This is a genomic window from beta proteobacterium MWH-UniP1, assembly GCA_036362785.1.
GTDB lineage: Bacteria > Pseudomonadota > Gammaproteobacteria > Burkholderiales > Burkholderiaceae_A > Lacustribacter.
This window is the reverse complement of the sequence record CP143625.1, coordinates 459,092-481,094: the sequence shown is the minus strand read 5'-3', so window position 1 is coordinate 481,094 and position 22,003 is coordinate 459,092. Positions and strand designations below refer to the sequence as shown.

Annotated in this window: 14 protein-coding genes and 2 pseudogenes; 4 read left to right on the top strand and 12 right to left on the bottom strand. The window is 57.5% G+C overall.

Features of this window, described 5'->3' with window-relative positions:
* Positions 1-84: 84 nt before the first annotated feature.
* From phbB to AOB54_02320, 6 genes and pseudogenes are all read right to left on the bottom strand, one after another.
* On the bottom strand, positions 85-831 hold the full coding sequence (phbB, locus tag AOB54_02345) for an acetoacetyl-CoA reductase (protein WVN42241.1): 747 nt from the start codon (positions 829-831) through the stop codon (positions 85-87).
* Positions 821-1,284, bottom strand: a pseudogene (locus AOB54_02340) (phasin family protein). Before AOB54_02340 ends, phbB begins: the two are co-directional and overlap by 11 nt.
* Before the next feature lie 47 nt (positions 1,285-1,331).
* Positions 1,332-2,462: an ABC transporter permease gene (locus AOB54_02335; GenBank protein WVN42240.1), complete on the bottom strand. Its 1,131-nt coding sequence runs from the start codon at positions 2,460-2,462 to the stop codon at positions 1,332-1,334.
* Between the two features lies 1 nt (position 2,463).
* Entirely contained in the window at positions 2,464-5,226 is a 2,763-nt protein-coding gene (gene rbbA, locus AOB54_02330) for a ribosome-associated ATPase/putative transporter RbbA (protein ID WVN42239.1), read from the bottom strand.
* A 3-nt stretch (positions 5,227-5,229) separates the two neighbouring features.
* Positions 5,230-6,309 carry an efflux RND transporter periplasmic adaptor subunit gene (locus tag AOB54_02325; protein ID WVN42238.1) on the bottom strand — a complete coding sequence of 360 codons (1,080 nt, stop codon included), beginning with the start codon at positions 6,307-6,309 and terminating at the stop codon, positions 5,230-5,232.
* A gap of 14 nt (positions 6,310-6,323) precedes the next feature.
* A complete protein-coding gene (locus AOB54_02320) occupies positions 6,324-7,811 on the bottom strand; it encodes an efflux transporter outer membrane subunit (protein ID WVN42237.1) in 1,488 nt (495 codons plus the stop codon).
* Positions 7,812-8,279: 468 nt separating this feature from the next.
* Here AOB54_02320 and AOB54_02315 point away from each other — a divergent pair, with 468 nt between their 5' ends.
* From AOB54_02315 to AOB54_02300, 4 genes and pseudogenes are all read left to right on the top strand, one after another.
* Positions 8,280-8,915, top strand: coding sequence for a TetR/AcrR family transcriptional regulator (locus AOB54_02315; protein WVN42236.1), 636 nt, complete (start codon positions 8,280-8,282; stop codon positions 8,913-8,915).
* A gap of 8 nt (positions 8,916-8,923) precedes the next feature.
* A complete protein-coding gene (locus tag AOB54_02310; protein ID WVN42740.1) occupies positions 8,924-9,958 on the top strand; it encodes a DUF4105 domain-containing protein in 1,035 nt (344 codons plus the stop codon).
* A pseudogene (locus AOB54_02305) lies at positions 9,955-11,133 on the top strand (alpha/beta hydrolase). The gene AOB54_02310 and the pseudogene AOB54_02305 overlap by 4 nt, the downstream one beginning before the upstream one ends.
* Before the next feature lie 50 nt (positions 11,134-11,183).
* Entirely contained in the window at positions 11,184-11,714 is a 531-nt protein-coding gene (locus AOB54_02300; protein WVN42235.1) for a DUF1109 domain-containing protein, read from the top strand.
* A gap of 335 nt (positions 11,715-12,049) precedes the next feature.
* On the opposite strand, the gene AOB54_02295 is transcribed toward AOB54_02300, so the two are convergent.
* From AOB54_02295 to AOB54_02270, 6 genes are all read right to left on the bottom strand, one after another.
* Entirely contained in the window at positions 12,050-13,033 is a 984-nt protein-coding gene (locus tag AOB54_02295; protein ID WVN42234.1) for a sulfurtransferase, read from the bottom strand.
* A 708-nt stretch (positions 13,034-13,741) separates the two neighbouring features.
* Positions 13,742-16,894, bottom strand: a complete 3,153-nt coding sequence (locus AOB54_02290) for a type I restriction endonuclease subunit R (protein ID WVN42233.1) — start codon at positions 16,892-16,894, stop codon at positions 13,742-13,744.
* Between the two features lie 30 nt (positions 16,895-16,924).
* Complete coding sequence (locus AOB54_02285; protein WVN42232.1) at positions 16,925-17,983, bottom strand: restriction endonuclease; 1,059 nt, start codon at positions 17,981-17,983, stop codon at positions 16,925-16,927.
* Between the two features lie 14 nt (positions 17,984-17,997).
* A complete protein-coding gene (locus AOB54_02280) occupies positions 17,998-18,684 on the bottom strand; it encodes an abortive infection family protein (protein ID WVN42231.1) in 687 nt (228 codons plus the stop codon).
* Positions 18,685-18,941: 257 nt separating this feature from the next.
* Positions 18,942-20,036 (bottom strand): restriction endonuclease subunit S, encoded by a 1,095-nt coding sequence (locus AOB54_02275; GenBank protein ID WVN42230.1) that lies wholly within the window; start codon positions 20,034-20,036, stop codon positions 18,942-18,944.
* Positions 20,026-21,576 carry a class I SAM-dependent DNA methyltransferase gene (locus AOB54_02270; protein ID WVN42229.1) on the bottom strand — a complete coding sequence of 517 codons (1,551 nt, stop codon included), beginning with the start codon at positions 21,574-21,576 and terminating at the stop codon, positions 20,026-20,028. The genes AOB54_02275 and AOB54_02270 overlap by 11 nt, the downstream gene beginning before the upstream one ends.
* Positions 21,577-22,003: the final 427 nt, after the last annotated feature.

Below are 22,003 nucleotides of genomic sequence, written 5' to 3'. Positions count from 1 at the left end.
GCGATGGGCACTCCCTCTATGATGAAACGGAAAAAATGAATGGAAAGGAGCCGCCGACACATCGTCTGGGCGGCCCTTCCTCAGTCAGTACATGTGCTGGCCACCATTCATCGAGACGTTGCTGCCGGTCATGAACCCCGCAGACTCGCTGGCGATGAATGCCACCAGTGCTGCGACTTCCGCAGGCCGTCCCAGGCGGCCCACGGGAATACCGGCAGTCACTTGCTTGACCACTTCCTCCGACATGCTCGTCACCATCTTCGTATCCAGATACCCCGGCGAGACGGTGTTGACCGTCACGCCTTTGCGCGCCACTTCCTGTGCGAGGGCTTTTGTGAAGCCATGCATGCCGGCTTTTGCGGCGGAGTAGTTGGTCTGGCCGAACTGCCCCTTGGAGCCGTTGATGGAGGAGATGTTGATGATCCGGCCCCAGCCCCTGTCGAGCATGCCGTCGATGAATGGCCGGGTCACGTTGAATACGGAATCGAGATTGACGCGCAGGACGGCATCCCAATCGGCGTAGCTCAGCTTGCGGAACGTGGCATCGCGCGTGATGCCCGCGTTGTTGACCAGGATGTCGATGCGATGCCCGTCTGTGTGGATGCGGTCAGCCAGTTCCTGGCAACGGGCATGGTCGGCCACATCCGCGCCGTAGGCGGCGAAGTCGTAACCTTCGCCGGCTTGGGTTTTCAGCCACGCGCCAATGCTGGCATTGCCCGGCGAATGGACGATGAGCACGGTATGGCCCGCATCGTGCAAGGCCCGGGCGATGGCTTCGCCCAGGCCGCCGCTGCCGCCGGTGACCAGTGCAGTGCGTTGCTCAGCCGGCATTGCGACCACCTGTCTTGGCTGGTGCGTCCTTGTCCTGTGCCTTGGCCCACACCGCTCCCCATTGCTTGAAAATATCCTGGAACGGCAATATCGCATCTGCCTGGCCTACGGCCTGCGTGACCGATTTCTGCCAGTCCTGAATGGCTTGCTGCAGGCCTTGGGTGAAGGTGTGGTCTGATTCTTGATTGCGACTTGCGTTAGTGCCTGCGCGCCACCCATCTGGTGCTGAAACTGACGCCAGAAGGCCTGCGCGGGCAGCGTGGCCAACTCCTGCCAGTTCTGGGCCTTGAGCAGGCTTTCGATCTCAGTGCCGGACTCGGCAATGCCGTCTTTGCCCGCGCGCGTGGCGTTCTCCAACCATTGCTGGCCGTTTTCCTGCACCAGGCGCTGGAGGCGCAACTGCAGTTCCAGGTTCGCCTTGAACAGGTTGAGAGGGATGGTTTCATTGCTCATGGTCAAACTCCTTACTGGGTTGAGTGCCCACTCGGGCGGTCTAACGATCAGGCCATCTGGCCGATCGTTTTGCGAAAGCGTGCTAACGACAGGAAAAACAGCACCGTGCCGATCAGGGCCAGCGCCAGGAACGGCTGCCATACCGTCTCCAGGCCGGCGCCCCGGTAGAGGATAGCCTGGCTCAGTTCCACGAAATGGGTGGTGGGTGCGATCAGCATGATGTTCTGCGCTATCTCGGGCATGCTTTCGCGTGGCGTGGTGCCACCCGAGAGCATCTGCAGCGGCATGATGGTCAGCATCATCAACATACCGAACTGCGGCATGTTGCGCGCCAGGGTGGCGAGGAAGATGCCCATCGACGTGGTGGCGAACAGACTGAGCGCCGCGCCAGCGAAGAACAGTGCAATGGAACCCTCGACTGGAACGCCCAGGACGCCGCGCACCATGAGATTGAGGGACAGGAAGGAGGCGATCAGCACGACCAGGGCCATCGACCAGACCTTGGAGAGCATGATCTGCGCGGGTGTAACCGGCATCACCAGCAGGTGCTCGATGGTGCCGTGCTCGCGCTCCCGGATCAGCGCTGCGCCGGTCAGGATGATGGACAACAGCGTGATGTGGTTGATGATCTGCACCACCGAGCCGAACCAGGCCTTGTCCAGTGCCGGGTTGAAGCGTGCGCGCAATGCCAGATCCACGGGTGGCGCGTCGGTGCCGCGGTAACGCTTGACGAACTCATTGACTTCGCCGGTGAAGATCTGCTGTATATAGCCACTGCCGGTGAAGGCCTGGCTCATGCGGGTGGCGTCGACATTGAGCTGCACGGCAGGCGATCGCCCCGCCAGCACGTCGCGCTGGAAGTTGGGCGGAATGACCAGGGCAAAGGTGTACTGCCCGGCATCCATGCCCGGATCCACGCTTCCATAGTCGATCATGGCCGGTGGCGTGAACTGCGGTGGGTAGAACGCCGAGGCAATCCGCTGGGACAGCGCCGAATTATCCTCGTCGACGATGGCGATGGGCGCGTTGTGCAGCGTCTCCGGCATGGACGTGGCCTTGGTGTAGACCGACGCGGTGAACACATAGACGATGAGTACGAGCATCATCGGATCACGCCAAAGGCTCCACAGCTCCTTGACACCGAGGTCGTAGATGTTGGCCAGGTTTCTTCTGCGCATCTCAGCGCTCCTGCTTCTTGAGTAGCAAAACGGCCGCGCCAAGAATCACCGGAACCGACAGGAGCATCGACCACAGCGGCCATGTCAGGTCGGGCAAGCCGAGCGCTTTGCTGAAAACGCCACGGCTGATGGAGATCATGTGCGTGGCGGGGTAGATCTCGCCGATGAACTTGCTGGAGCCTTCGAGCGAGGACACTGGATCGATCAGGCCGGCGAACTGGGTGGCCGGAATCAGGGTGCCGATCATGGCGAAGAACATGGCCGCGATCTGGCTGCGCGTGACGGCCGAGGCGAGCAGCCCCATGCCTGTCGCTGCGAAGGAGAAGATCAGCGCGGCCAGCGCCAAGGTCAAGAAGCTGCCCTTGACCGGCACACTGAAGATGGTGACCGCGAGCAGGCTCATCAGCAGGAAATTCACCATGGCCAGGCCGACATAAGGCAGTTGCTTGCCAAGCAGGAACTCGATGCGCGTTACCGGCGTCACGTACAGATTGGTGATCGAGCCTGTCTCTTTCTCGCGCACCACCGCCAGCGCGGTCAGCATCGCCGGCAGCATGAGCAGCAAGAGGGGAATCACGGCAGGCACCATCGCCGGCAGGCTCTTGACATCGGGGTTGTAGCGAAAGCGCGTCTCGACGCTCGCATTGCCTGCTGCGCTGGCGCTGCCGCGCTCGCTGGCCTGTACCAGCAGCCAGTGCTGGTGCATGCCCTGAACGTAGCCCTGCACGGTTTCGGCGCGCTGCGGCATGGCGCCGTCGAGCCACGCACCAATCTGCACGTTCTGGCCCCGCAATACATCGCGGGCAAAGCCAGCGGGGATTTCGATGGCCAATGACAGTTCGCCGCTGCGCATGCGCCGGTCGAGATCCTCGTAATCGACGATAGGCGGGTGCTCTGTGAAGTAGCGCGAGCCGGCCAGGTTCAGCGTGTAGCTTTGGCTGAGCGTGGTTTGGTCGCGATCGAGCACCGCATAGCTCAGGTCTTCGACGTCCAGGGTGATGCCGAAGCCGATCACGAACATCAGGAGCAGCGAACCGCCCAGCGCCAGGGTGGCGCGCACCGGATCGCGCTGCAGTTCCAGTGCTTCGCGCCACAGATAGCTGAGCATGCGGCGCAGGCTGAAGCCTTCAGCGTTGTGCCCGATGTGCTCAGTGTGTGTCGCTGGCGTCTGAATCGCCGTATTGGCGGCCTCGGTTGGGCCGGCGGGAGCGACCGTGCCGCCCTCCGCCTCGATGAGGTAGCCGATGAAGGCCTCTTCGAGGGTTTTAGCGCCGCGCTTCTCGACCAGCTTGGCGGGCACGTCGCTGTCGAGCACCTTGCCCGCATGCATCATTGACATGCGGTCGCAGCGTTCGGCCTCGTTCATGAAGTGGGTGGAAATGAAGACCGTCACCCGGTCGCGACGTGACAGCTCGATGAGCAGCCGCCAGAACGCATCGCGCGCTACTGGATCGACCCCGGAGGTCGGCTCGTCCAGAATCAGCAGTTCGGGCTTGTGCACCATGGCGACTGCCAGCGACAGGCGCTGGCGTATGCCCAAAGGCAGGCTGGCCGGCAAGCTGTCGATGACTTCCACCAGGCCGAAGCGCTCCACCATCTCTTCGACGCGGCCCGGAATGTCCTTCGGGGGCACGCTGAACAGCTTGGCGTGCAACTCCAGGTTCTGGCGTACCGTGATTTCGCTGTAGAGCGAGAATGCCTGCGACATGTAGCCGACGCGGCGGCGGGTGTCCAAGTCATGCGGGTCCACCTCATGACCGAACAGCCAGGCTCGTCCCTCGCTCGCCGGCAGTAGCCCGGTGAGCATCTTCATCGTCGTAGACTTGCCGCAGCCGTTGGAGCCGAGGAAGCCGAAGATTTCACCGCGCCGGATGCGGAAGGACACGCGGTCGACGGCGACGAAGTCGCCAAAGCGCATGGTCAGCTCTTTGGCCTCGATGGCGATATCGTCGGCGCCGTCTTCCGGCAAGGGAGGAATGACCACCGGTTTGTGCCCGCGCTTTTTCTCTTCTGGGAGCAGGCGGATGAATGCCTCTTCCAGGTTCGGGCTGCCTGTTCTTTCCAGCAATTCCTTCGGTGTGCCGGTCGCGAGAACCTTGCCGTCGTCGATGGCGGCGAGCCAGTCGAAGCGCTGCGCCTCGTCCATGTAGGCGGTGGCCACGATCACGCTCATGCCGGGGCGGTCGGCGCGGATGCGTTCGATCAGATCCCAGAACTGCGCACGCGCCAGCGGATCCACGCCGGTCGTCGGTTCATCGAGAATCAGGAAATCCGGGTCGTGAATCAGCGCGCAGCACAAGCCCAGCTTCTGCTTCATGCCCCCGGAGAGCTTGCCTGCCGGGCGTGCCAGGAATTTGAACAGACCCGTGGCCTGGGTCAGCTCATCGATGCGCTGGCGGCGCTCGGGCGCGTCATGGCCGAACAGCCGCGCGAAGAATTGCAGATTCTCCTCGACCGAGAGCGTCGGATACAGGTTCTTGCCCAACCCCTGCGGCATGTAGGCGATGCGCGGGCACACTAGCTTGCGGTGGGCCTTGCTGGCCATGTCGCCACCGAGCACCTCGACCGTGCCTTCCTGGATGATGCGCACACCGGCCAGCAACGAGAGCAGGCTGGACTTACCCACGCCGTCGGGGCCGATCAGACCGACCATCCGTCCAGCGGGGATGTCCAGGTCAATGCCATCCAAGGCAATGACGTCGCGGTAGCGCAGTCTTACCTGGCGGACAATTGCAACGGTCGCGAGCTGCGCGCTGTGGCTCATACCTTACTCCGGCACACGAACGGAGAGGTTCTGAGGCCACTCGGCCTTGGCGTCGAGCTTGACCCAGGCTACGCCGGGCAGACCGGTCTTGACCTGGTTCAGGTGCTCACGCAGCAGCTCCTGCGAGATCTGTGCGCGCACGCGAAACATCAGCTTTTGCCGCTCGCTGGCGGTTTCCACCGTCTTGGGGGTGAACTGCGCTGCGCTGGCGACGAAGGAAACGGTGGCTGGAATCACATACTCGGGCGCGGCATCCAGAATGATGCGAACCTCCGAGCCCAGCGCAACGCGGCCGGCCACGGTTTCGGGCAGGAAGAAGGTGATGTACACGTCCGACAGATCAAGCAGGTTCAAGACACGTCCGCCCGCTCCAAGCACCTCGCCGGGTTGCGCGACACGCACCTGAACCCGTCCGTCGCGCGGAGACCGCAGTTCGCTGTCGCGGATGTCGGCTTCGATGCGGCTGATACTGGCCGTAGCGGCGGACACGCTGGACTGCGCGCCGACAAGCTGCGCCCTGGCGGCTTCGACCGCGGCGCGGGCAGCGGCGGCCTGTGCCTTGCTGGCCGCGAGGGTCGCCTGGGCGCCCCGTACGCGCGCCCGGTCATCGTCCAGTTCCTGGATCGAGGCGGCTCCCTCACTCGACAGCGTGCTGGAGCGTGTCAGGCGCCGTTGCGCGGCGTCCAGTTCCGACTCGCGCTGACCAACCAGAGCCAAGGCGGCAGTCACGTCGGCTTCACGCAGCGCCACCTGTGCCTGCGCCGCGGTCACCGAATGCTCAGCCTGCTGACGCATGGCCAGGGCCTCGTCGCGCTGCGCTTCCAGCGTTTCCAGCCGCATCTTGGCCAGTGGCTGGCCGGCTGTGACGAAATCGCCTTCACGCACCAGGATGTCTTCGATGCGGCCGGGAAGTTTGGTGGCCACGTCGATCTCGGTGGCTTCGATGCGGCCATTGCCGTTGACGAATCCTTCGCCCGGGCCGCTGTCGGTAAACCTCGTCCAGCTCCACCAGGCCAGCGCGGCAACAACCGCTGCAGCGAAAGCGACCAGGAGTTTTTTCTTGAGAGAGGGGGAGACAGTCATGGGTTCGGCGTGCCTTAACGGGTTGATGGGGTGGAAGCGGGAGTCGAGGCCGCACCCTGTGCCTCGCCGGCTGCGGCGAGGGTGCCGCCGCCGAGCGCGGCATACAGCGCCACCTGGCTGGACAGCAGCGCGCGGCGCGCCTGTACCAGTTGTTGCTGGGCTCCCAGCAGATCGCGTTGGGCATCCAGCACTTCCAAGAAGGCGGCCGAGCCGTTGTCGTAGCGCAACTTGGCCAGGCGTGCGCGTTCGCTTTGCGCTTCCAGGTTGGCTCTCTGGATCGTCAACTGCTCAGCCAGCCAGTGCTTTGCGCTCAGCGCATCGGCCACCTCGCGGAAGGCTGTTTGAATGGTTTTTTCGTATCCGGCGACGGCGATGTCGCGGCGCACTTCGCTCAGTTCCAGATTGGCGCGTCGGCGCCCGCCATCGAAGATGGGCAGTGACAGGGTGGGCATGAAGGTCCAGGCGCGACTGCCGGAATCGAACAAGCCATTCAAGTCGGAGCTGGCCGTGCCGAAGCTGCCAGTCAGCGCAATGCGCGGCAAGAACGCCGCGCGGGCCGCGCCGATGTGGGCATCGCTGGCACGCAATTGGTGTTCGGCGGAAATGATGTCCGGGCGACTGACCAGCAGCTCCGAAGGCAGACCGGCCCGCAGCTCAGCCAGCACCGTCGTTTCATCGAAGGGCACCTTGGTGGGCAGCGGGCCAGGATCGGCGCCCACCAGCATCGCCAGCGCATGCCGTTGCGTGGCGCGGGCTTGCTCAAGCTGGGTTAGCAGCGCCTGAGCCTGGTTCAGCAAAGTTTGGACTTGAGTGAGGTCCAGCTTCGAGGTCGAGCCGACTTCAACGCGGCGCCGGAAAATGCGATAGGACTCCTCGCGGGTCGCGACGGTTTGACGGGCGATAGCCACGCGTTCGTCTATCTCGCGCAAGCCAAGATAACCGTCGGCCACCTGGGCGATCAGCGCCAGGTGGACGGCCTGGCGGGCCGCGTCGGAAGCCAGCCAGCTTTGCAGGGCGGCGTCTTCCAGGTTGCGGACCCGGCCCCACAGATCCAGCTCCCAGGTGCTCAAACCCACCTCGGCCCGATATTCGCCGCCCACCTGCGACCGGCCCGACATGTTCAGATCGCCAGGGACGCGGGCGCGTCCACCCTGGGCACCCACGCCCACGGCAGGAAATCGATCCGAGCGCTGAATGCGGAATGCGGCGCTGGCTTCCTCGACACGCAGCGCGGCCAGGCGCAGATCGCGGTTGTTCTCCAGCGCGGTCTCGATGAGGCGTTGCAGCAAAGGGTCCGTGAAGTAGGCCTGCCAGGCAAGTTCTCCCGCGTGGGCACCCTCGGTGCTCGATTCAAGATGACCAGGCCAAACCTCGGGTACCGGCAGCGGCGGGGTATCAGGAGCAGGAGCGAGCGACATGCAGCCGGTCAGTACGACGGCGCTCAGTGCCAGCGAGGCAGTGCGCAAGCTGAACGCAGGAAACAACAGGGAAGCTGGGGGCATGGTCACGTTCCGTACGGGTATCGGGCTGAAGAGGGTCTGGTTGCAGAGGAGGGGATAGCTGCCACCCACGCAATGCGGAGTTCGTGGCCGATGTCCGCAGGCCTTCTTTTCCTGCTTGCAAGTGCTGTCAAGTCCACTTCATCTCCTTGTTGATATGTGCATCCCCGTGTCCCCTGGCTGGTTGATTAGGTGCTCTTCCTGTGTCACATCCCGATGTGCCGGGTTCGTTCGCGCCTCTGAGTTGGCTTGCATCGTGAAATTTGAAAACAAACCACTGGACGGTTGTTTTTAATTATACGTTACAATCCGGGAACCGCAATCAGCGGGAACCGCAATCAGCGGGCTCGTCGGTCATTGACGCAGATCAATTCGAGCTGCCGGCTTGGGTTCAAGGAAGGCCCTGATTTCTGGTAGAGCCGGTGACCGGCCCGTGGGAACACCCCTCAGATCTTTGAACAGAGCCTTTGAATGCTACCCAAGAAAGATGACGCGCCCGACAAGCGCCGCTACCTGTCCTCTGCCGCCAGAAAAGAAGAAATACTCGACGCGGCCTTGGTCGAATTCGCGGATCGGACGTACAACGCCGTGTCAATGGAGCGCCTGGCGGAATGCGCAGGCTTGTCCAAGGCTGGCATCTACGCCCACTTCAAAAGCAAGGAAGAAATTTTTCATGCCTTGCTCGAACGTACGACAAAGCAGATTTGCGATTTCCAGGGCTGGCTCCCGGATGAAGATCTGACGTTGCCAGAGCTGGTAGATGTCTACCTGGATCGCCTATACGCGACCTTTAGCTCCCCTGCCACGATGTCGATTTACCGGCTGCTTCTGGCCGAAAGCGCCAGAACACCAGAGCTGGTGCAGCGTTGGCACAACGAAGTTGCGCACGGACTGAAAGAGCGGGCGCAGCTCATCATCCAACGCAACATAGAACGGGGCATCATTCGTCCGGGCGTCTTGACCGAACACTTCTTCCCGTTGGCGCTCGCGCCCGCAGTGCTGTGGCTGAGTTCCTCGATGCTGTCCAAGGGGAATCCTTCCATCTCGCTGGTGCAGTTACGGGATGCGCACCGGCAACTGTTGCTTGAGCTTTTGCAGCCTCAATGAGCGGAGTGATGCACAGAGTCCTGCGCGCCCTTGCAGGCTTGGCGATCGGCTTTGTGGTACTGCTGCTGACTGTGTGGGGTGCGCTGGCTCTGTGGCATCAGATGCCGGGACCTTCGGTGGTGCGATGGTTTGTCATTGCCATGTGGTCCACATTGGGTGTGACCGTTGTCTTGTCGCGGGCGGGCTTGCTTGGGCGGCGCAATCGCAACATCGCCGGATTCGCATTTGTGATCGCAGCCGCCTCCCTGCTCATGTGGTGGGGGACGCTGCAGCCGTCACACCAGCGTGTATGGGCTGACGATGTCGCTCAGTTGCTGGAGGCCAGGATCGACGGCAACCATGTTCACCTGAATAATGTGCGCAACTTCCAGTGGCGCAGCGAAACCGACTACACCCCGCAGTGGGAGAGCCGCACATACGACCTGGATCGTCTGCGCAGCGCCGACTTGGTGCTTTCCTACTGGATGGGGCCGCACATCGCCCACACCCTGGTGTCGTTCGGCTTCGATGGCGGTGAACGCGTGGTGTTCTCGCTGGAAATTCGCAAGGAACGCCATGAGTCCTTCTCGGCGGTAGGAGGATTCTTCCGTCAGTTCGAGCAGATCCTGGTAGCCGCCGATGAGCGAGACATTGTGCGTACGCGCAGCAACGCGCGAGGCGAAGATGTTTATCTCTATCGCTTGCAGATGAATCAGGCGAGTGCCCGCGCGTTGTTTCTGGAGTATCTGAACGCGGCCAATGAACTGCGGCAGAAACCGCGCTTTTACAACACGTTAACCAGTAACTGCACGACCATCGTATTCGAGCTGGCCCGGGTCATTGCGCCCGCATTGCCAATGGACTATCGCCTGCTGCTGTCTGGATATTTTGCGCGGTACGTCTACGACCTGCATGGATTGACGCCTGGCTATCGTTACGATGAATTGCAGGCACTGGGGCATATCAACGAACGTGCCCTTGCTTCCGATGTGTCAGAGGATGACTTCTCGATGTCGATTCGACAAGGCGTGCCAGGCATCCCTGCCAACGAGGTGAATCCATGAGGTTCCCGCAGGCCTGCCTTCTCATTGCATGCGCCGCTCTTGCTCCGCTGCTGCTGGGGGGCTGCTCGATCCTGCGCGAGTTCGGCCCAGTGGTTGAAGTTCATACGCTACCTGCCAGGGAGGCCATCGAACTCAAGCGCGGCGACATCCTGACACGTGGCAAGCTCAGCGATGCGACTGTCCAGACCATCAGGGTGGCGGCATTGGATGAGCAGGCATGCGCAAAGCCGATCTCCTCGGAGTGCGCGGAGGCCTTGGCTACCGTGACGGGGGTCGCCACGGATAGACGCCTGGCTGCACTGTCCGAACTATGGCTGGCGCAGGCTCAGGCCATGAAGCCCGGCTCAGCGCAGCAAGCCGCCTGGCTTGAGACGATTCGCTATGCCTATGCTTATCTGTTCCTTGGTGACCATACTCCGGGAGAGCGGGCCTTCGAGGATCGCCAGACCCAAGTGCGGGATTGGTATAACTATGCCGTCGAGCATGCGGCCACCGGCATGTTCGAAGTTCGGCAACAAATGCCGACGCAGTTGCCCGACCAGACCAGTTGGAACATTGCAGGCTGGGAACTGAAGCTGGATATGCGCGGCGCGCGCTTACCGGGCAGTACGGCGGTGCCAGCCGAACTCCTGCCAGCCTCGTCCCTGTCTTTCCGTGGATTGCGTAGCCTCTACCGGCGCGACGGCTTTGGCGCCGAGCTTGTGGCGGTCATTCCGGACGAGTCCCTGAGCGCCGCCCCAACTCGGGGTGGTCGCCCAGCGGCAAAACATGATCAGCAACCGCTGCCCTGGAGCGAGATGCCCGCGCCGTCCATGACGGTTCTGCTGCATCCCGACGGAGACAACTTGGACAGCGTGCTGCATGCTCGTACAGCCCGTCTGACGGTGCATGACCCCTATGTGGAATCGGCCATTATGCTGCGCGGCCAACGTGTGCCGCTGGCGGCCAATTTCACGGCCGGCTATGGCGTATGGCTGGCCCGTGCCAATTTCAACCGCCAGTCGCTGCGCAGCCTGCTCGGGCGCGAGGGTGGCATCGACCGCCCGCACGTCTACTTGATGCAGCCCTACGATCCGAACAGGCGGATCATCGTCATGCTGCACGGACTGGCCAGCAGCCCTGAAGCCTGGGTGGAACTCGCCAACGAAATCCTGGGCGATGAGGCCCTGCGCCAGCGTCTTCCGTGCCCAGGCGACTCGTCCCGGTCTCGGCGGCCGGGTTTCTTGTGAGTGTTTTGTTGTCGGTAAGTCTTATTGGTCTTTTGTCTGCTGAGAGCTTTACGCTGTTTATCACCTGGGTCAAGCTTGGCTATGCCTTCGCTCTGGCCATCGCTGCGGGACTACTCACGGCCGCTCTCGCCAAACCGGTCTCAAGGCTGGGTCGTGCGAGCAAACTGCTCTTGGCCGTGGTGGGGGGCATGCTGCTTGTTGGGCTTGTGTATTTTGCGCTTGCACCCGGCAACGAAAAGAGTGCCGCTGTGCTTGGTCAAACATGGACATCATGCTCATGGACACTCATGGTGTTTTCCTTGCCGGCATTGCTTGGCATACTCCTTGTGCTTAGAACACTTGCGCCAACACGACTCAAGCAGGCCGGATGGGCCAGCGGGTTTTTGGCAGGAGGCCTTGGTGCCTTGGGGTACGCCTTGGCCTGCCCAGAATCTTCGCCCACCTTTGTCGCCATCTGGTACACGCTTGGGATATTCCTAACCGGGCTTATTGGGCGCCTGATTGCGCCCGTGGCGCTGCGTTGGTGAGAATTTTCATTGGGCCTAAAGGTTGAATCTCGAGGCAAGTGTTCTGATTGTTTGCGCGGATTGGTGCGGGGTCTGTCGTAATTTCAAAACGATCGTCAAGGATTTTCACGGCTGCAGAGTGACCTGGGTAGACCTTGATGACTTTGAAGAGCTACCAGGTAGCCCCGAGATCGAGACGTTTCCGACCGTGATTGTTGTGAAGGACACTGCCGTTCTTTTTATCGGAGCAATTAAGCCAAACAAAGAGTCGCTCGAAGGCCTAATTAGCGCTGTTACCGACCGAGCCCCAGTTCCAGAGCACGCGGAACTGGGGCGTAATCTACGATCGGTTTTGATCAAAAAATCCTTTTGAGGTCCCGCCACAGCGTTCCAACACGACCAGGTTCGTTGTCCAGAGGAAGTTCGGTCTTAGACCAAGCGACGACCGATTCTGGATACATCTTGACCCCCTTCTGACCTAAAACCTCTGACAGAACGAACCAGTTGGTTGCCGCCCAGTGTCCTGTGTTGCAAAAAGAAACGGTCTCCTGGTCATGAATCAGTCCTGCACGCTTTGCCAAAGACTCGATCTCGCCTCTGGGTTTCAAAGTCGCTGACTTGGGCAAGAACCATAAATCGTGACTAAAGTTTTGGGCCCCCGGTAGAGTGCCGTAGCGGCTGGCGGCATCATGGCGCACTTCGCCTTTGAAAAATCCTGCAGGTCTTGCATCGACGAGTTTGGTCTTTGAATCTTTTGAGCCTAGCGCTTGTGACACCTCATCGGTCGTCACAATTGCTGATTCGTCGTATTTCAGACTAAGTGTGGTGGGTTTAATGCTTGGTTTTTCCGTGCTTAAAGCATAGCCAGCAGATGCCCACCCCTTCAGTCCACCGTCAAGGATGGCAATACTCTTCAGGCCCGCAACCTTCAGGGTCCAATAAACGCGTGCTGCCGCCCCGAAATCAGTGGCATCAGTGCCGCGATTTGTAATGACAATTTTCGTGTCAGGCGTCACCCCGATGGTGCCTAATAGCGCTGAAAGCTTTGCCTCAGGTACGGGGCGGCCCGGGTTGGATTTGTTTCCTCGAAAGCTTGAGTAGGGCGCAGATACTGAGCCGGGGATATGTCCAGCATCGTAGTTTGGTGCCTCAGGCGTGCCTTGCGTTTCTCGAATATCAAGGATCCGCACATCCCCTCGGCTTGCCAAGGTCTTTAGCTCCTGTGGGGACACAATCGGTCCGAATGCGATGGCTTGGCCGGAAACCATAAGACCAATCGTGATCGTAGCGGTGGCAAAGATGCGCGATCCGTATTCTTGTAAATGAGCAGCTATATTCATTCTTGACTCCTTGTTGTGAAGGAGCGAAGCATGCGGTTTTTGTGGGTGCGTTACAAGAATGAATTTGGAATAAGCATTTCACAAATTTTCAAAATCCGCGAACAGTTAGTGCGATGAGATTTTTGTCAAACTTTTGTTTGCCACTCATTTATATGGTTAGCCAGGTTTTTTATACTCCCTACGCTCAGTTGTTCGGGGTATCGTTATGTTCAAGAGGTTCGAATCCCCGACACCACCAGAACTTGATTTATTTTGACCTCAGCAAGTTAGCGAAGCGACCCCTGCTGGGCCGCCAAAATTACCAGCACTAACTTGCTCATGGCCACATGAGCATGCCCGGAGCCACGCAACACGCGGGGCCTTTTGCTTTGGGGCTATTGACCTCGCCCCGCCGGAAACAGCCCCGAAACCCTGCTCAAACCGCTTTCTGCTCAAAACCTGTTGACCTGAGCAAGGCTAGGTACGCCTCTGAAAAACAGGGGGTTCTGGGGCGCACTGATTAAATGAGGTTGGTACGACAATAGTTTTAGCTCCCGCCAAAAAGTCAGCAGGCGCTCATTTGGACAAAGTACTTGGCTAAGAACCAGGGGGTCGTAGTGGTCTTGGCCTAAGTTTTAATCCGCAGGTCCGTGGTTCGAATCCCCGAATCGCCACCACCTACTTCTTCTAAAACCGCTTGTGTAACTCCGCATTAGCTGAGTTTGTGCATCACTCAGCGTAGTTTGTCGCCCAAGTCGCGCTTAACGCCTCAGCTTGTTGGAGTACCGTTTGTACTGCCTGATCTTGCATGTCAGGGGGATAACCGTACTTCTTCAAGATGCGTTTAACCAAGACCCGTAGCCTTGCTCGTGCATTCTCACGATGCGCCCAATCCACGGACACGTTGGCTTTGAGACTTTCCAGTAGTTCGTGGGCAATCAGCTTGAGTTGATCGTTGCCCATGACCTCGACTGCACTGCTGTTCTCAGCCAGTGCGTCGTAAAAAGCAATCTCGTCGTCACTCAGGCCGCTGTCCTCGCCACGTGCCCTTGCAGCACGTATGTCTTTGGCCAATTCGATCAACTCTTGCAACACCTCGGCTGTCGTGATGGCGTTGGCATGGTATCGAGCCACAGCATTTTCAAGACGCTCGGTGAAGCCCTTGGTTTCGACCACGTTGGTCTTGCTGCGTGATCGAATGCCATCATTCAGCAGCTTCTTGAGTGCTTCCAAGGCGAGGTTCTTGCGCTCCATCTGCTGCAACTCAGCCAAAAAGTCTTCCGACAGAATCGAAATGTCCGGCGTCTTCAATCCTGTCGCTGCCAGTATGTCCACGATCTCAGTGGAAATGACTGCACGACTGAGGATCTGCTGGATCGCCATGTCCTTGTCTTGCTGTTTTGCACCACTACCAATAGCGCTCTTGATCAAGGCTGCACGAATGGCTTGGAAGAAACCCACTTCCTCTCGTATGCCACGTGCCTCGTCACTTGCACTGGCAAGACTGAACGCCTTGCTCAAAGCCAGCACGGCATCTTGATAGCGTCTGTGTGCCTGCTTTTTCTTGTCCTCGGTATTTTCTTTTGCAGCCAGTTTCTGCTGCATGTTCAAGACCCATTCAATGGCATCAGCCATCATCAACATGCGCTCTTGGGGTGTGCCATCAAGTGCAGTGCGGTAGTCGTAGCCGTGGAACATGTCACGCACCACTTCGTATCTCTCCAGCATCACGGCTACTGCTTGGCTCTCGTCGATGCCTGTCTTGTCACGGTCGCCGGGACTGTAGATTTGCAGAGCTGACTTGAGGTTTTGGGCGATACCGATGTAGTCAACGATCAAGCCACCTTGCTTGTCTTTGAACACACGGTTCACACGAGCAATGGCCTGCATCAATCCGTGACCACGCATCGGCTTGTCCACGTACATGGTGTGCATACAGGGCGCATCGAACCCGGTCAGCCACATGTCCCGAACAATGACGATCTTCAAATCGTCTTTAGGGTCACGGGCACGGCCAGCCAGCGTGTCACGTCGCTGCTTATTGCCGATGTGTTCTTGCCACTCGATAGGGTCACTGGCTGCACCAGTCATCACGACCTTTATCGCACCCTGCGTGTCGTCTTTGCTGTACCACTGAGGCCGAAGCTTGACGATGGCATCGTGGAGCTTGATACAGATACGGCGGCTCATGCAGACAACCATGGCTTTGCCCGGCATCGCTGCTGTTCGTGCCTCGAAGTGATCGACCAAATCCTTGGCAACCAAGTCAATGCGCTTGTCGCTGCCCACCAATGCTTCAATCGTTGACCATTTCTTCTTGAAGCGTTCCTGTTCGATCAGGTCATCTTCTTCAGTCAGTGCTTCAATCTCGGCGTCGATCTTGGGCTTCTCGTCCTCATCCAGCTCGATACGTGCAAGCCGAGACTCGTAGTAAATGGGCACCGTCGCACCATCTTCCACAGCGCGGCTAATGTCGTAAACGTCGATGTAGTTGCCGAACACTGCGGGTGTATTGACATCATCGGCTTCAATGGGTGTACCGGTGAAACCGATGAATGATGCGTTCGGCAGAGCATCACGCAGGTACTTGGCAAAGCCGTAGCCAATCTCACCCGTCTTGCTGTCCATCTTGGCCTTGAATCCGTATTGACTGCGGTGGGCTTCATCAACGATCACGATGACGTTGCGGCGGTCTGTGAGTACGGGATATGTGCTTGTGCCTGCATCCGGGCTAAATTTCTGGATAGTCGTGAAAACCACGCCACCCGATGAACGACTGAGAATCTTTTGCAGGTCTTCCCGACTGTTGGCTTGTTCTGGACGCTGACGAATCAGGTCTTGGCACATGGAGAACGTGCCGAACAGTTGATCGTCGAGGTCGTTTCGGTCAGTGAGTACGACAAGGGTTGGGTTTGCCATGTCACTGTGACGCACAAGCTGCCCAGCGTAAAAAGCCATCAGCAGGCTTTTGCCTGAACCCTGCGTGTGCCAGATGACCCCTGCACGTTTGTCACCCTCTGGCCGACTGGCTTTGATCGTGCAGGCCACCGCATGATTGACTGCGTGAAACTGGTGGTATCCGGCGATGATCTTCGCTAGCCCAACCTTTGTATCGCCAAACACCGTGAAGTCACGAAGCAGTTGCAGCAAGCGGCCACGCTCCAAAACACCCTCGATCAGTGTCTGCTGTTCCGGTGTGCCCTTGGCTGCCACATCCTTGCCATCGGTAGTGCGCCATGGCATGAAACGCTCAATGTCTGCGCTCAGCGAGCCAATACGTGCGGTCAGTCCATCACTCGTAATCAACACCGCATTGGTCGTGAACAGCGCTGGGATTTGTGACTTATAGGTTTGCAGTTGGTTGAACGCACTGGCCAGGGTGGCGTTGTCACTGCCAGGTGCTTTGAGTTCGATCACAGCCACAGGCAGCCCGTTGACGAAGACCACAACGTCAGGTCTGCGGTTGTAAGTACCGGCAATCACCACGAACTGATTGACCGCCAGCCAATCATTGTTGTCGAGGTTATGGAAGTCGATCAGGTTAACCTTGCCAGCCTTCAGCGTGCCATCCCGGTCGTAGTACTCAACATCCACCCCTTCAGTCAGCAGCTTGTGGATACGGCGGTTTTCTTCTAGCAGAGTGGGGAACTCTGTCTGCGTCAGCTTGCGAGCTGCATCTGCCCTTGCTTCTTCGGGAACACTGGGGTTGATACGGGCAACGGCTTCGGCAAGCCTGCGTGTCAGAATGACCTGATCGTGGCTTTCACGCTCTGGATGCGAACCATCCGGCCCAATGACCTCCTCTGCTGCAATGCTGTAGCCCAGCGTGCTAAGTTGATCGACAAGCATCTGCTCCAGCGCAGCTTCACTCATAAAGGCCATGGTCGTCTCGCTCCGTATTCTTATGTCAGATCAAGCGTCGGCGTTTGCCACGAGCCAGATGCGTTTCAAGGGGATATCAGCCCGAATGTTTTGATCGAGCTTGTCGTAGTTCAGGAGTAACTGTTCGATCAGGTCGTTCTGATTCCACAGACGTACCTTGAAGAACTTGGCGGCTTCCTCCTTGTTGACCGTTTGCTTGAAGTCAGACCACGACACGAACAAACCATAGTCAGCCTGTACGCTCTGCATGGCACCGATCAAGTGTGTGAATTCGGGATGGTCGGCAGGTGTGTCGCCGGATTTGACCTGAACGCAAATCTTGGGACTCTCGAAGCCAAAAGCGCCACTTCCAGCGAGTATGTCGATACCTTTGTCCGGGCCTTCGGGACTAAGGTAAGTGGTAAAGCCTTGGGCACGCAGGATGGCATCGACTAGACGTGCCATGCCGTGTCCCTTGAACTTCTGGATGATCAGCTTGGCGATGGCATCCTTGGCAAGCTGCTCTAGGTCAACGCCTGCTTCATCCGTAGCTGTGGCTGTTGCAGTGTTTCCATCTGTCGTACCCACAACCCTCGCCTTCGTCGTACCAACTGCTGGAACGTGCCAGCCGTTCTTTGCCATGGCTCGAACACGTGCTTCGGCATCGTTACGCTTGATTTCGCAGACAGTCAGAAAGGCACCGAATGAGTACAGCACGTCTTGGTCAAAGTTACTGCGTGGGATTTCGGTATCGAGCCACTTGATTTCACGGTAATGCTTGTAGTCGTTGGGAGCACTGGCGTCGAACTTACACTTGCTCTTGATTTCTCCAATCGCAATCGTGGCTTTGTTTTTGCGTGGCATGACGATCCAGTCGCCTTCCTTCATCGCAAGAACAAAAGCCCAGACTTGCCCAGACCAGTTGCCAAGCTTTCTTACAGGCTCGTTGGGAAACAACTGCGTGACACGCTGCTTGATACCGTCATAGTCGGGGATACCCGTCATGTCGGTTGCCGTCAATTCACCCCACGTCAAGCAAACCTTACTTTCGTCTATGAACTTCGATTCGTGTTCTCCGTAGCTTCCCCCACGTACAAGCCAGAGTGCCATTTGTTCTTCCTTTCTTATGCTCTTATCTCGTCTTCGCTGTCATGCTGTCTGTTGCTCTTTATCGCTGCATCCTTGGCAGCATTCAAAGCCTCAACATATGCACTGCGGTCTAACAAATACAAAAGTCGACTTGCTTCTGCTTGTATAGGTAATTCATCACCATTCGGCAATCTGAAGATCAACTGCTGAGGCTCGTCTTCGTCAATCCGAACTCCTACATACTCATCAATCAATCGATTTTGTTCTTCAAAGCGTTCCCATGGCTCACGAGATACTTCTGGATTCAGCTTGCTATCCAGATAGGCCTGATGCAAGAAGGCAATAACTGCATCTGAAGCCAAAACTGCTGAGCGTCGATGGTGCTCAGCAAGCCGTTTTAAGTAAGGGTCTTTTCCGTGGCTTGCTGGGCCTGCATCGTTTCTAAGATCGTTGAGCGCTCTTGCAAGCTTGTGATGACTTGATACGAGCTTCTGGAATTTGTCATCACGCACATCCCCAAGCTTCAAAGCTCTTATTGCCGCATAAAGCCAGTCCGAGAGACTTGGATTGTCTTTTTGTGGAAGTAAGGGTGACTCTTCGGAGTGAAAGCTTGAGATGATGAGCTGGCAGACGGACTCAACCATCGCCTTCGCACAATCAATACATGTATCGTTATCCTGCTCAAGCGATTGCTCGACTGCCTCAAAGGTCTGCAAGAGCATTGGCGTATTTCTCCAATACCCGCAGACCTCACGCATAGCAGGACACCAGTCAAGCATTAAATTGCTCCTCCGGCTCTTTCATCAATAAGCCTCAGCCTTCCAGAGATTAGGCGCGGCAATAGAGCATCTCTAATTTCCGCTAGAGTTTTTGCTTGTAGCGAGTTCGCAGTAATCCGATCAATAAGCGGCTGGAAAAGAGCATCGGCGGCTTGCAGAAGTTGCTTGCTCGGCACGACTACTTTTGCATCCGAAAGATGTTAGCGTTGTATGTGACCCATGGTTGTAGCCTTGCTTGCTGCAACCTGCCGGAAATGTTCAAGATGTTTTCGTGTCCACAAGTAGTAAAACCACTTTGAGAACTTCTCGGACGTTACTTTGAACAAATGCTGATTCAGTGCACCTTCCCCACCACACCATATCTCGACCTCAAGGCTACCTGACCAAGAAAAGAGAACGTCTCCGTCTTTAACTACGTATTCAGGCTTTATTGCTCTGGACGCCTTGTCTGCACCTATGGTGTCACCCTTGCGTAGCTGAGCAATCTTGATTACGGGAAGATCGTCAGTGCCTGTTGGTGGATAATTTTGCAGCGCAAGGCCATTCAAATAGGTTGCAATCTGGTCTAAACCTTGTACCGACCAACCCTTCGGCACCAACCCAAGCTCACTTTCCACAAGCTCATTAGGAAACAATGCAGCAGTTTCTTCGTCCATGCCTGCGGGTGCACGGCCTTCCATCTTCGCTCGCACTGGATCAAAGTCGATGAACCATGACTTGAAGATGGCTTGTGCAATAGCTTCTAGTGTCTTGTTGGTTTCTCGTAGCAGTGTGATGCGGTCGTCGAGTGATCCAAGTACACCAACAATTTCTTGTTGATCCGAAATCGATGGCAGATTGAATTTGGAAAGCTTGAGCTCCCCCAGACTAAAGTTCGCTTGAACTGATTGAACAGTCTTTGTATTCGCTGTTTGGGTGAAACTAGGATTTGTAAGGACGTAGCGCAAAAACTTAGGCAATACGGCATCAGTGTTCGGTCGAACTATGGCTATTGCTTGATTAGTGTTCGCAGGGAGCCATTCGGCTGTTACAAGTGCAGTCCGCCCAATGGTGCCCGCAATGCTAAAGAGAATATCGTTCTCACGTAGCTGGGATCGAGCTAATACTTCGTGAGCTTCTTCTGAAATGTAGGCAAACTTATCTTTATAAAAAGCTCCATCGTTTGAAAGTGTCTCAACTTTTACGAATCGGATACCACTTTCCTGAAATTGATATCCGAGGGTTGTTGGAGTCGTACCTTTTGTAACGACATGACTCACTTCTCCAACTGAAGAAATTTCCCAATCAGAAGCCATAGCCTACCCCTTCAAGCTTCCTGCGAATGAGTGCATCTAGCTCATTACCTTGCGCCATCTGCTCAGCCAGCTTTTCAGTCAACGACTGCATCTTTTCTTCAAACGATTCATCGTCGTCTTCGACCTCTTCCGTACCCACGTAGCGCCCGGGTGTCAGTACGTGCCCATGCTTTGCAATCTCGGCCAGCGGCACACTGCGACAGAAGCCAGCTACATCCGTGTACTCACCGCAGCCTGCTTCACCCCTCCAAGCATGATAGGTGTTTGCGATGCGTTGAACATCCTCGTCGGTAAGCTCACGACGAACACGATCAACCAGCACACCCATCTTGCGAGCGTCAATAAACAGGACGCTGCCACGGCGGTCACGTAGTCCTTTTCCGGGGTTCTTGTTGCGTGCTAGGAACCACAAGCAAGCTGGGATTTGCGTGGAATAGAAAAGCTGCCCCGGCAGTGCAACCATGCAGTCCACCACATCCTGTTCAACCATCTCACGGCGAATCACGTCTTCGCCGGACTGTGTGGAAGTCATCGAACCGTTCGCAAGCACCACGCCCGCAGTACCGTTCGGACCAAGGTGATGCACGATGTGTTGCAACCAAGCGAAGTTGGCATTGCCGACCGGAGGTACGCCGTACTTCCAACGCACATCATCCCGCAGTCGTTCGCCACCCCAATCACTTATGTTGAATGGAGGATTGGCGAGGATGAAGTCGGCTTTCAGGTCACGCAGTTCGTCTTTATGAAAGCTACCCTCGTTGTTCCAACGAATGTCGCTGTCAATGCCGCGCACTGCCAAGTTCATCTTGGCAAGTCGCCACGTCACGTAGTTGGACTCTTGACCATAGACAGCAATGTCGCCAATTCGTCCACCGTGCTCACGGACAAAGTTCTCGCTCTGCACGAACATGCCACCTGAGCCGCAGCAAGGGTCATAGATACGGCCCGAGTACGGCTCCAGCATTTCGACCAGAGTGCGAACGACGCTGCGAGGCGTGTAGAACTCGCCGCCGCCTTTGCCTTCAGCACCCGCAAAGCGACCGAGGAAGTACTCGTAAACACGGCCAAGCACGTCTTTGCTTCTGTGTTCGCCACCTGCCATCAGGTCGATCTTGGAGATCAAGTCGATCAACTCGCCCAGCATGATCTTGTTGAGCGCAGGACGTGCGTAGTCCTTGGGTAACACACCCTTCAAGCTCTCGTTGTCCTTTTCGATCACACGCATGGCGTCGTCGATCAGCGTGCCGATAGTCGGCTGCTTGGCATTGGCTTGCAGGTTTGACCAACGAGCTTCCTTGGGTACCCAGAACACGTTGTCAGCGGCGTACTCGTCACGGTCTTCGGCAGCACTGGAATCTTCTGCCATCAACTGCTTGTGCTTCTCATCGAATGCGTCAGAGATGTACTTGAGGAAGATCAGGCCTAGCACCACGTGCTTGTAGTCGCTGGGTTCCATGTTGCCTCGCAGCTTGTCCGCTGCCTTGAACAACTCGGCCTCAAAGCCCAGGTCGCCACCATTTTTCTTGTCTGTTTTTGCCATACAAAACCCTTTCAGCCGTTACGCTTGCGCGACTGCATCTTCTGCGCCTCAATCCACCCCTGGATATCCTGCAGCTGGAATCTCCAAGTACCTGCCACTTTAAAGCCGGGTAGCCCCCCCCTGTTGGGCTAGGCGGTAGATCGTCTTCTCATCCACGGCCAGGAACCCTGCAACGTCGCGGACGGTCATGGCGGACGGCGGCTGTTCGGCCATCAGATTTTTGCCACATAATGTATATGGTCAGTATAGTGGAATTTAGAGCAAACCCGTCCAATCTTTGCAAAGATTGATCATGATGCCGCGCAGCGGGCTCATTGGGTGAGCCCTATTCACTCCAAAATATGCAACTTAAAAAGGCAGCGTTCGAGGGGATTTGGGCTAGCGTAAGGGAGTCTCGTTTATGAACAGTGAAGGTCCACGGTTAGCA

What these genes read in the sequence shown, in the direction of transcription:
- AOB54_02315 (WVN42236.1), top strand. Translation starts at nt 8,280, where the DNA reads ATGCTACCCAAGAAAGATGACGCGCCCGACAAGCGCCGCTACCTGTCC.
- AOB54_02270 (WVN42229.1), bottom strand. Translation starts at nt 21,576, where the DNA reads ATGGCAAAAACAGACAAGAAAAATGGTGGCGACCTGGGCTTTGAGGCC.
- AOB54_02295 (WVN42234.1), bottom strand. Translation starts at nt 13,033, where the DNA reads ATGAATATAGCTGCTCATTTACAAGAATACGGATCGCGCATCTTTGCC.
- AOB54_02335 (WVN42240.1), bottom strand. Translation starts at nt 2,462, where the DNA reads ATGCGCAGAAGAAACCTGGCCAACATCTACGACCTCGGTGTCAAGGAG.
- rbbA (WVN42239.1), bottom strand. Translation starts at nt 5,226, where the DNA reads ATGAGCCACAGCGCGCAGCTCGCGACCGTTGCAATTGTCCGCCAGGTA.
- AOB54_02325 (WVN42238.1), bottom strand. Translation starts at nt 6,309, where the DNA reads ATGACTGTCTCCCCCTCTCTCAAGAAAAAACTCCTGGTCGCTTTCGCT.
- AOB54_02285 (WVN42232.1), bottom strand. Translation starts at nt 17,983, where the DNA reads ATGGCACTCTGGCTTGTACGTGGGGGAAGCTACGGAGAACACGAATCG.
- phbB (WVN42241.1), bottom strand. Translation starts at nt 831, where the DNA reads ATGCCGGCTGAGCAACGCACTGCACTGGTCACCGGCGGCAGCGGCGGC.
- AOB54_02320 (WVN42237.1), bottom strand. Translation starts at nt 7,811, where the DNA reads ATGCCCCCAGCTTCCCTGTTGTTTCCTGCGTTCAGCTTGCGCACTGCC.
- AOB54_02290 (WVN42233.1), bottom strand. Translation starts at nt 16,894, where the DNA reads ATGGCCTTTATGAGTGAAGCTGCGCTGGAGCAGATGCTTGTCGATCAA.
- AOB54_02280 (WVN42231.1), bottom strand. Translation starts at nt 18,684, where the DNA reads ATGCTCTTGCAGACCTTTGAGGCAGTCGAGCAATCGCTTGAGCAGGAT.
- AOB54_02275 (WVN42230.1), bottom strand. Translation starts at nt 20,036, where the DNA reads ATGGCTTCTGATTGGGAAATTTCTTCAGTTGGAGAAGTGAGTCATGTC.
- AOB54_02310 (WVN42740.1), top strand. Translation starts at nt 8,924, where the DNA reads ATGCACAGAGTCCTGCGCGCCCTTGCAGGCTTGGCGATCGGCTTTGTG.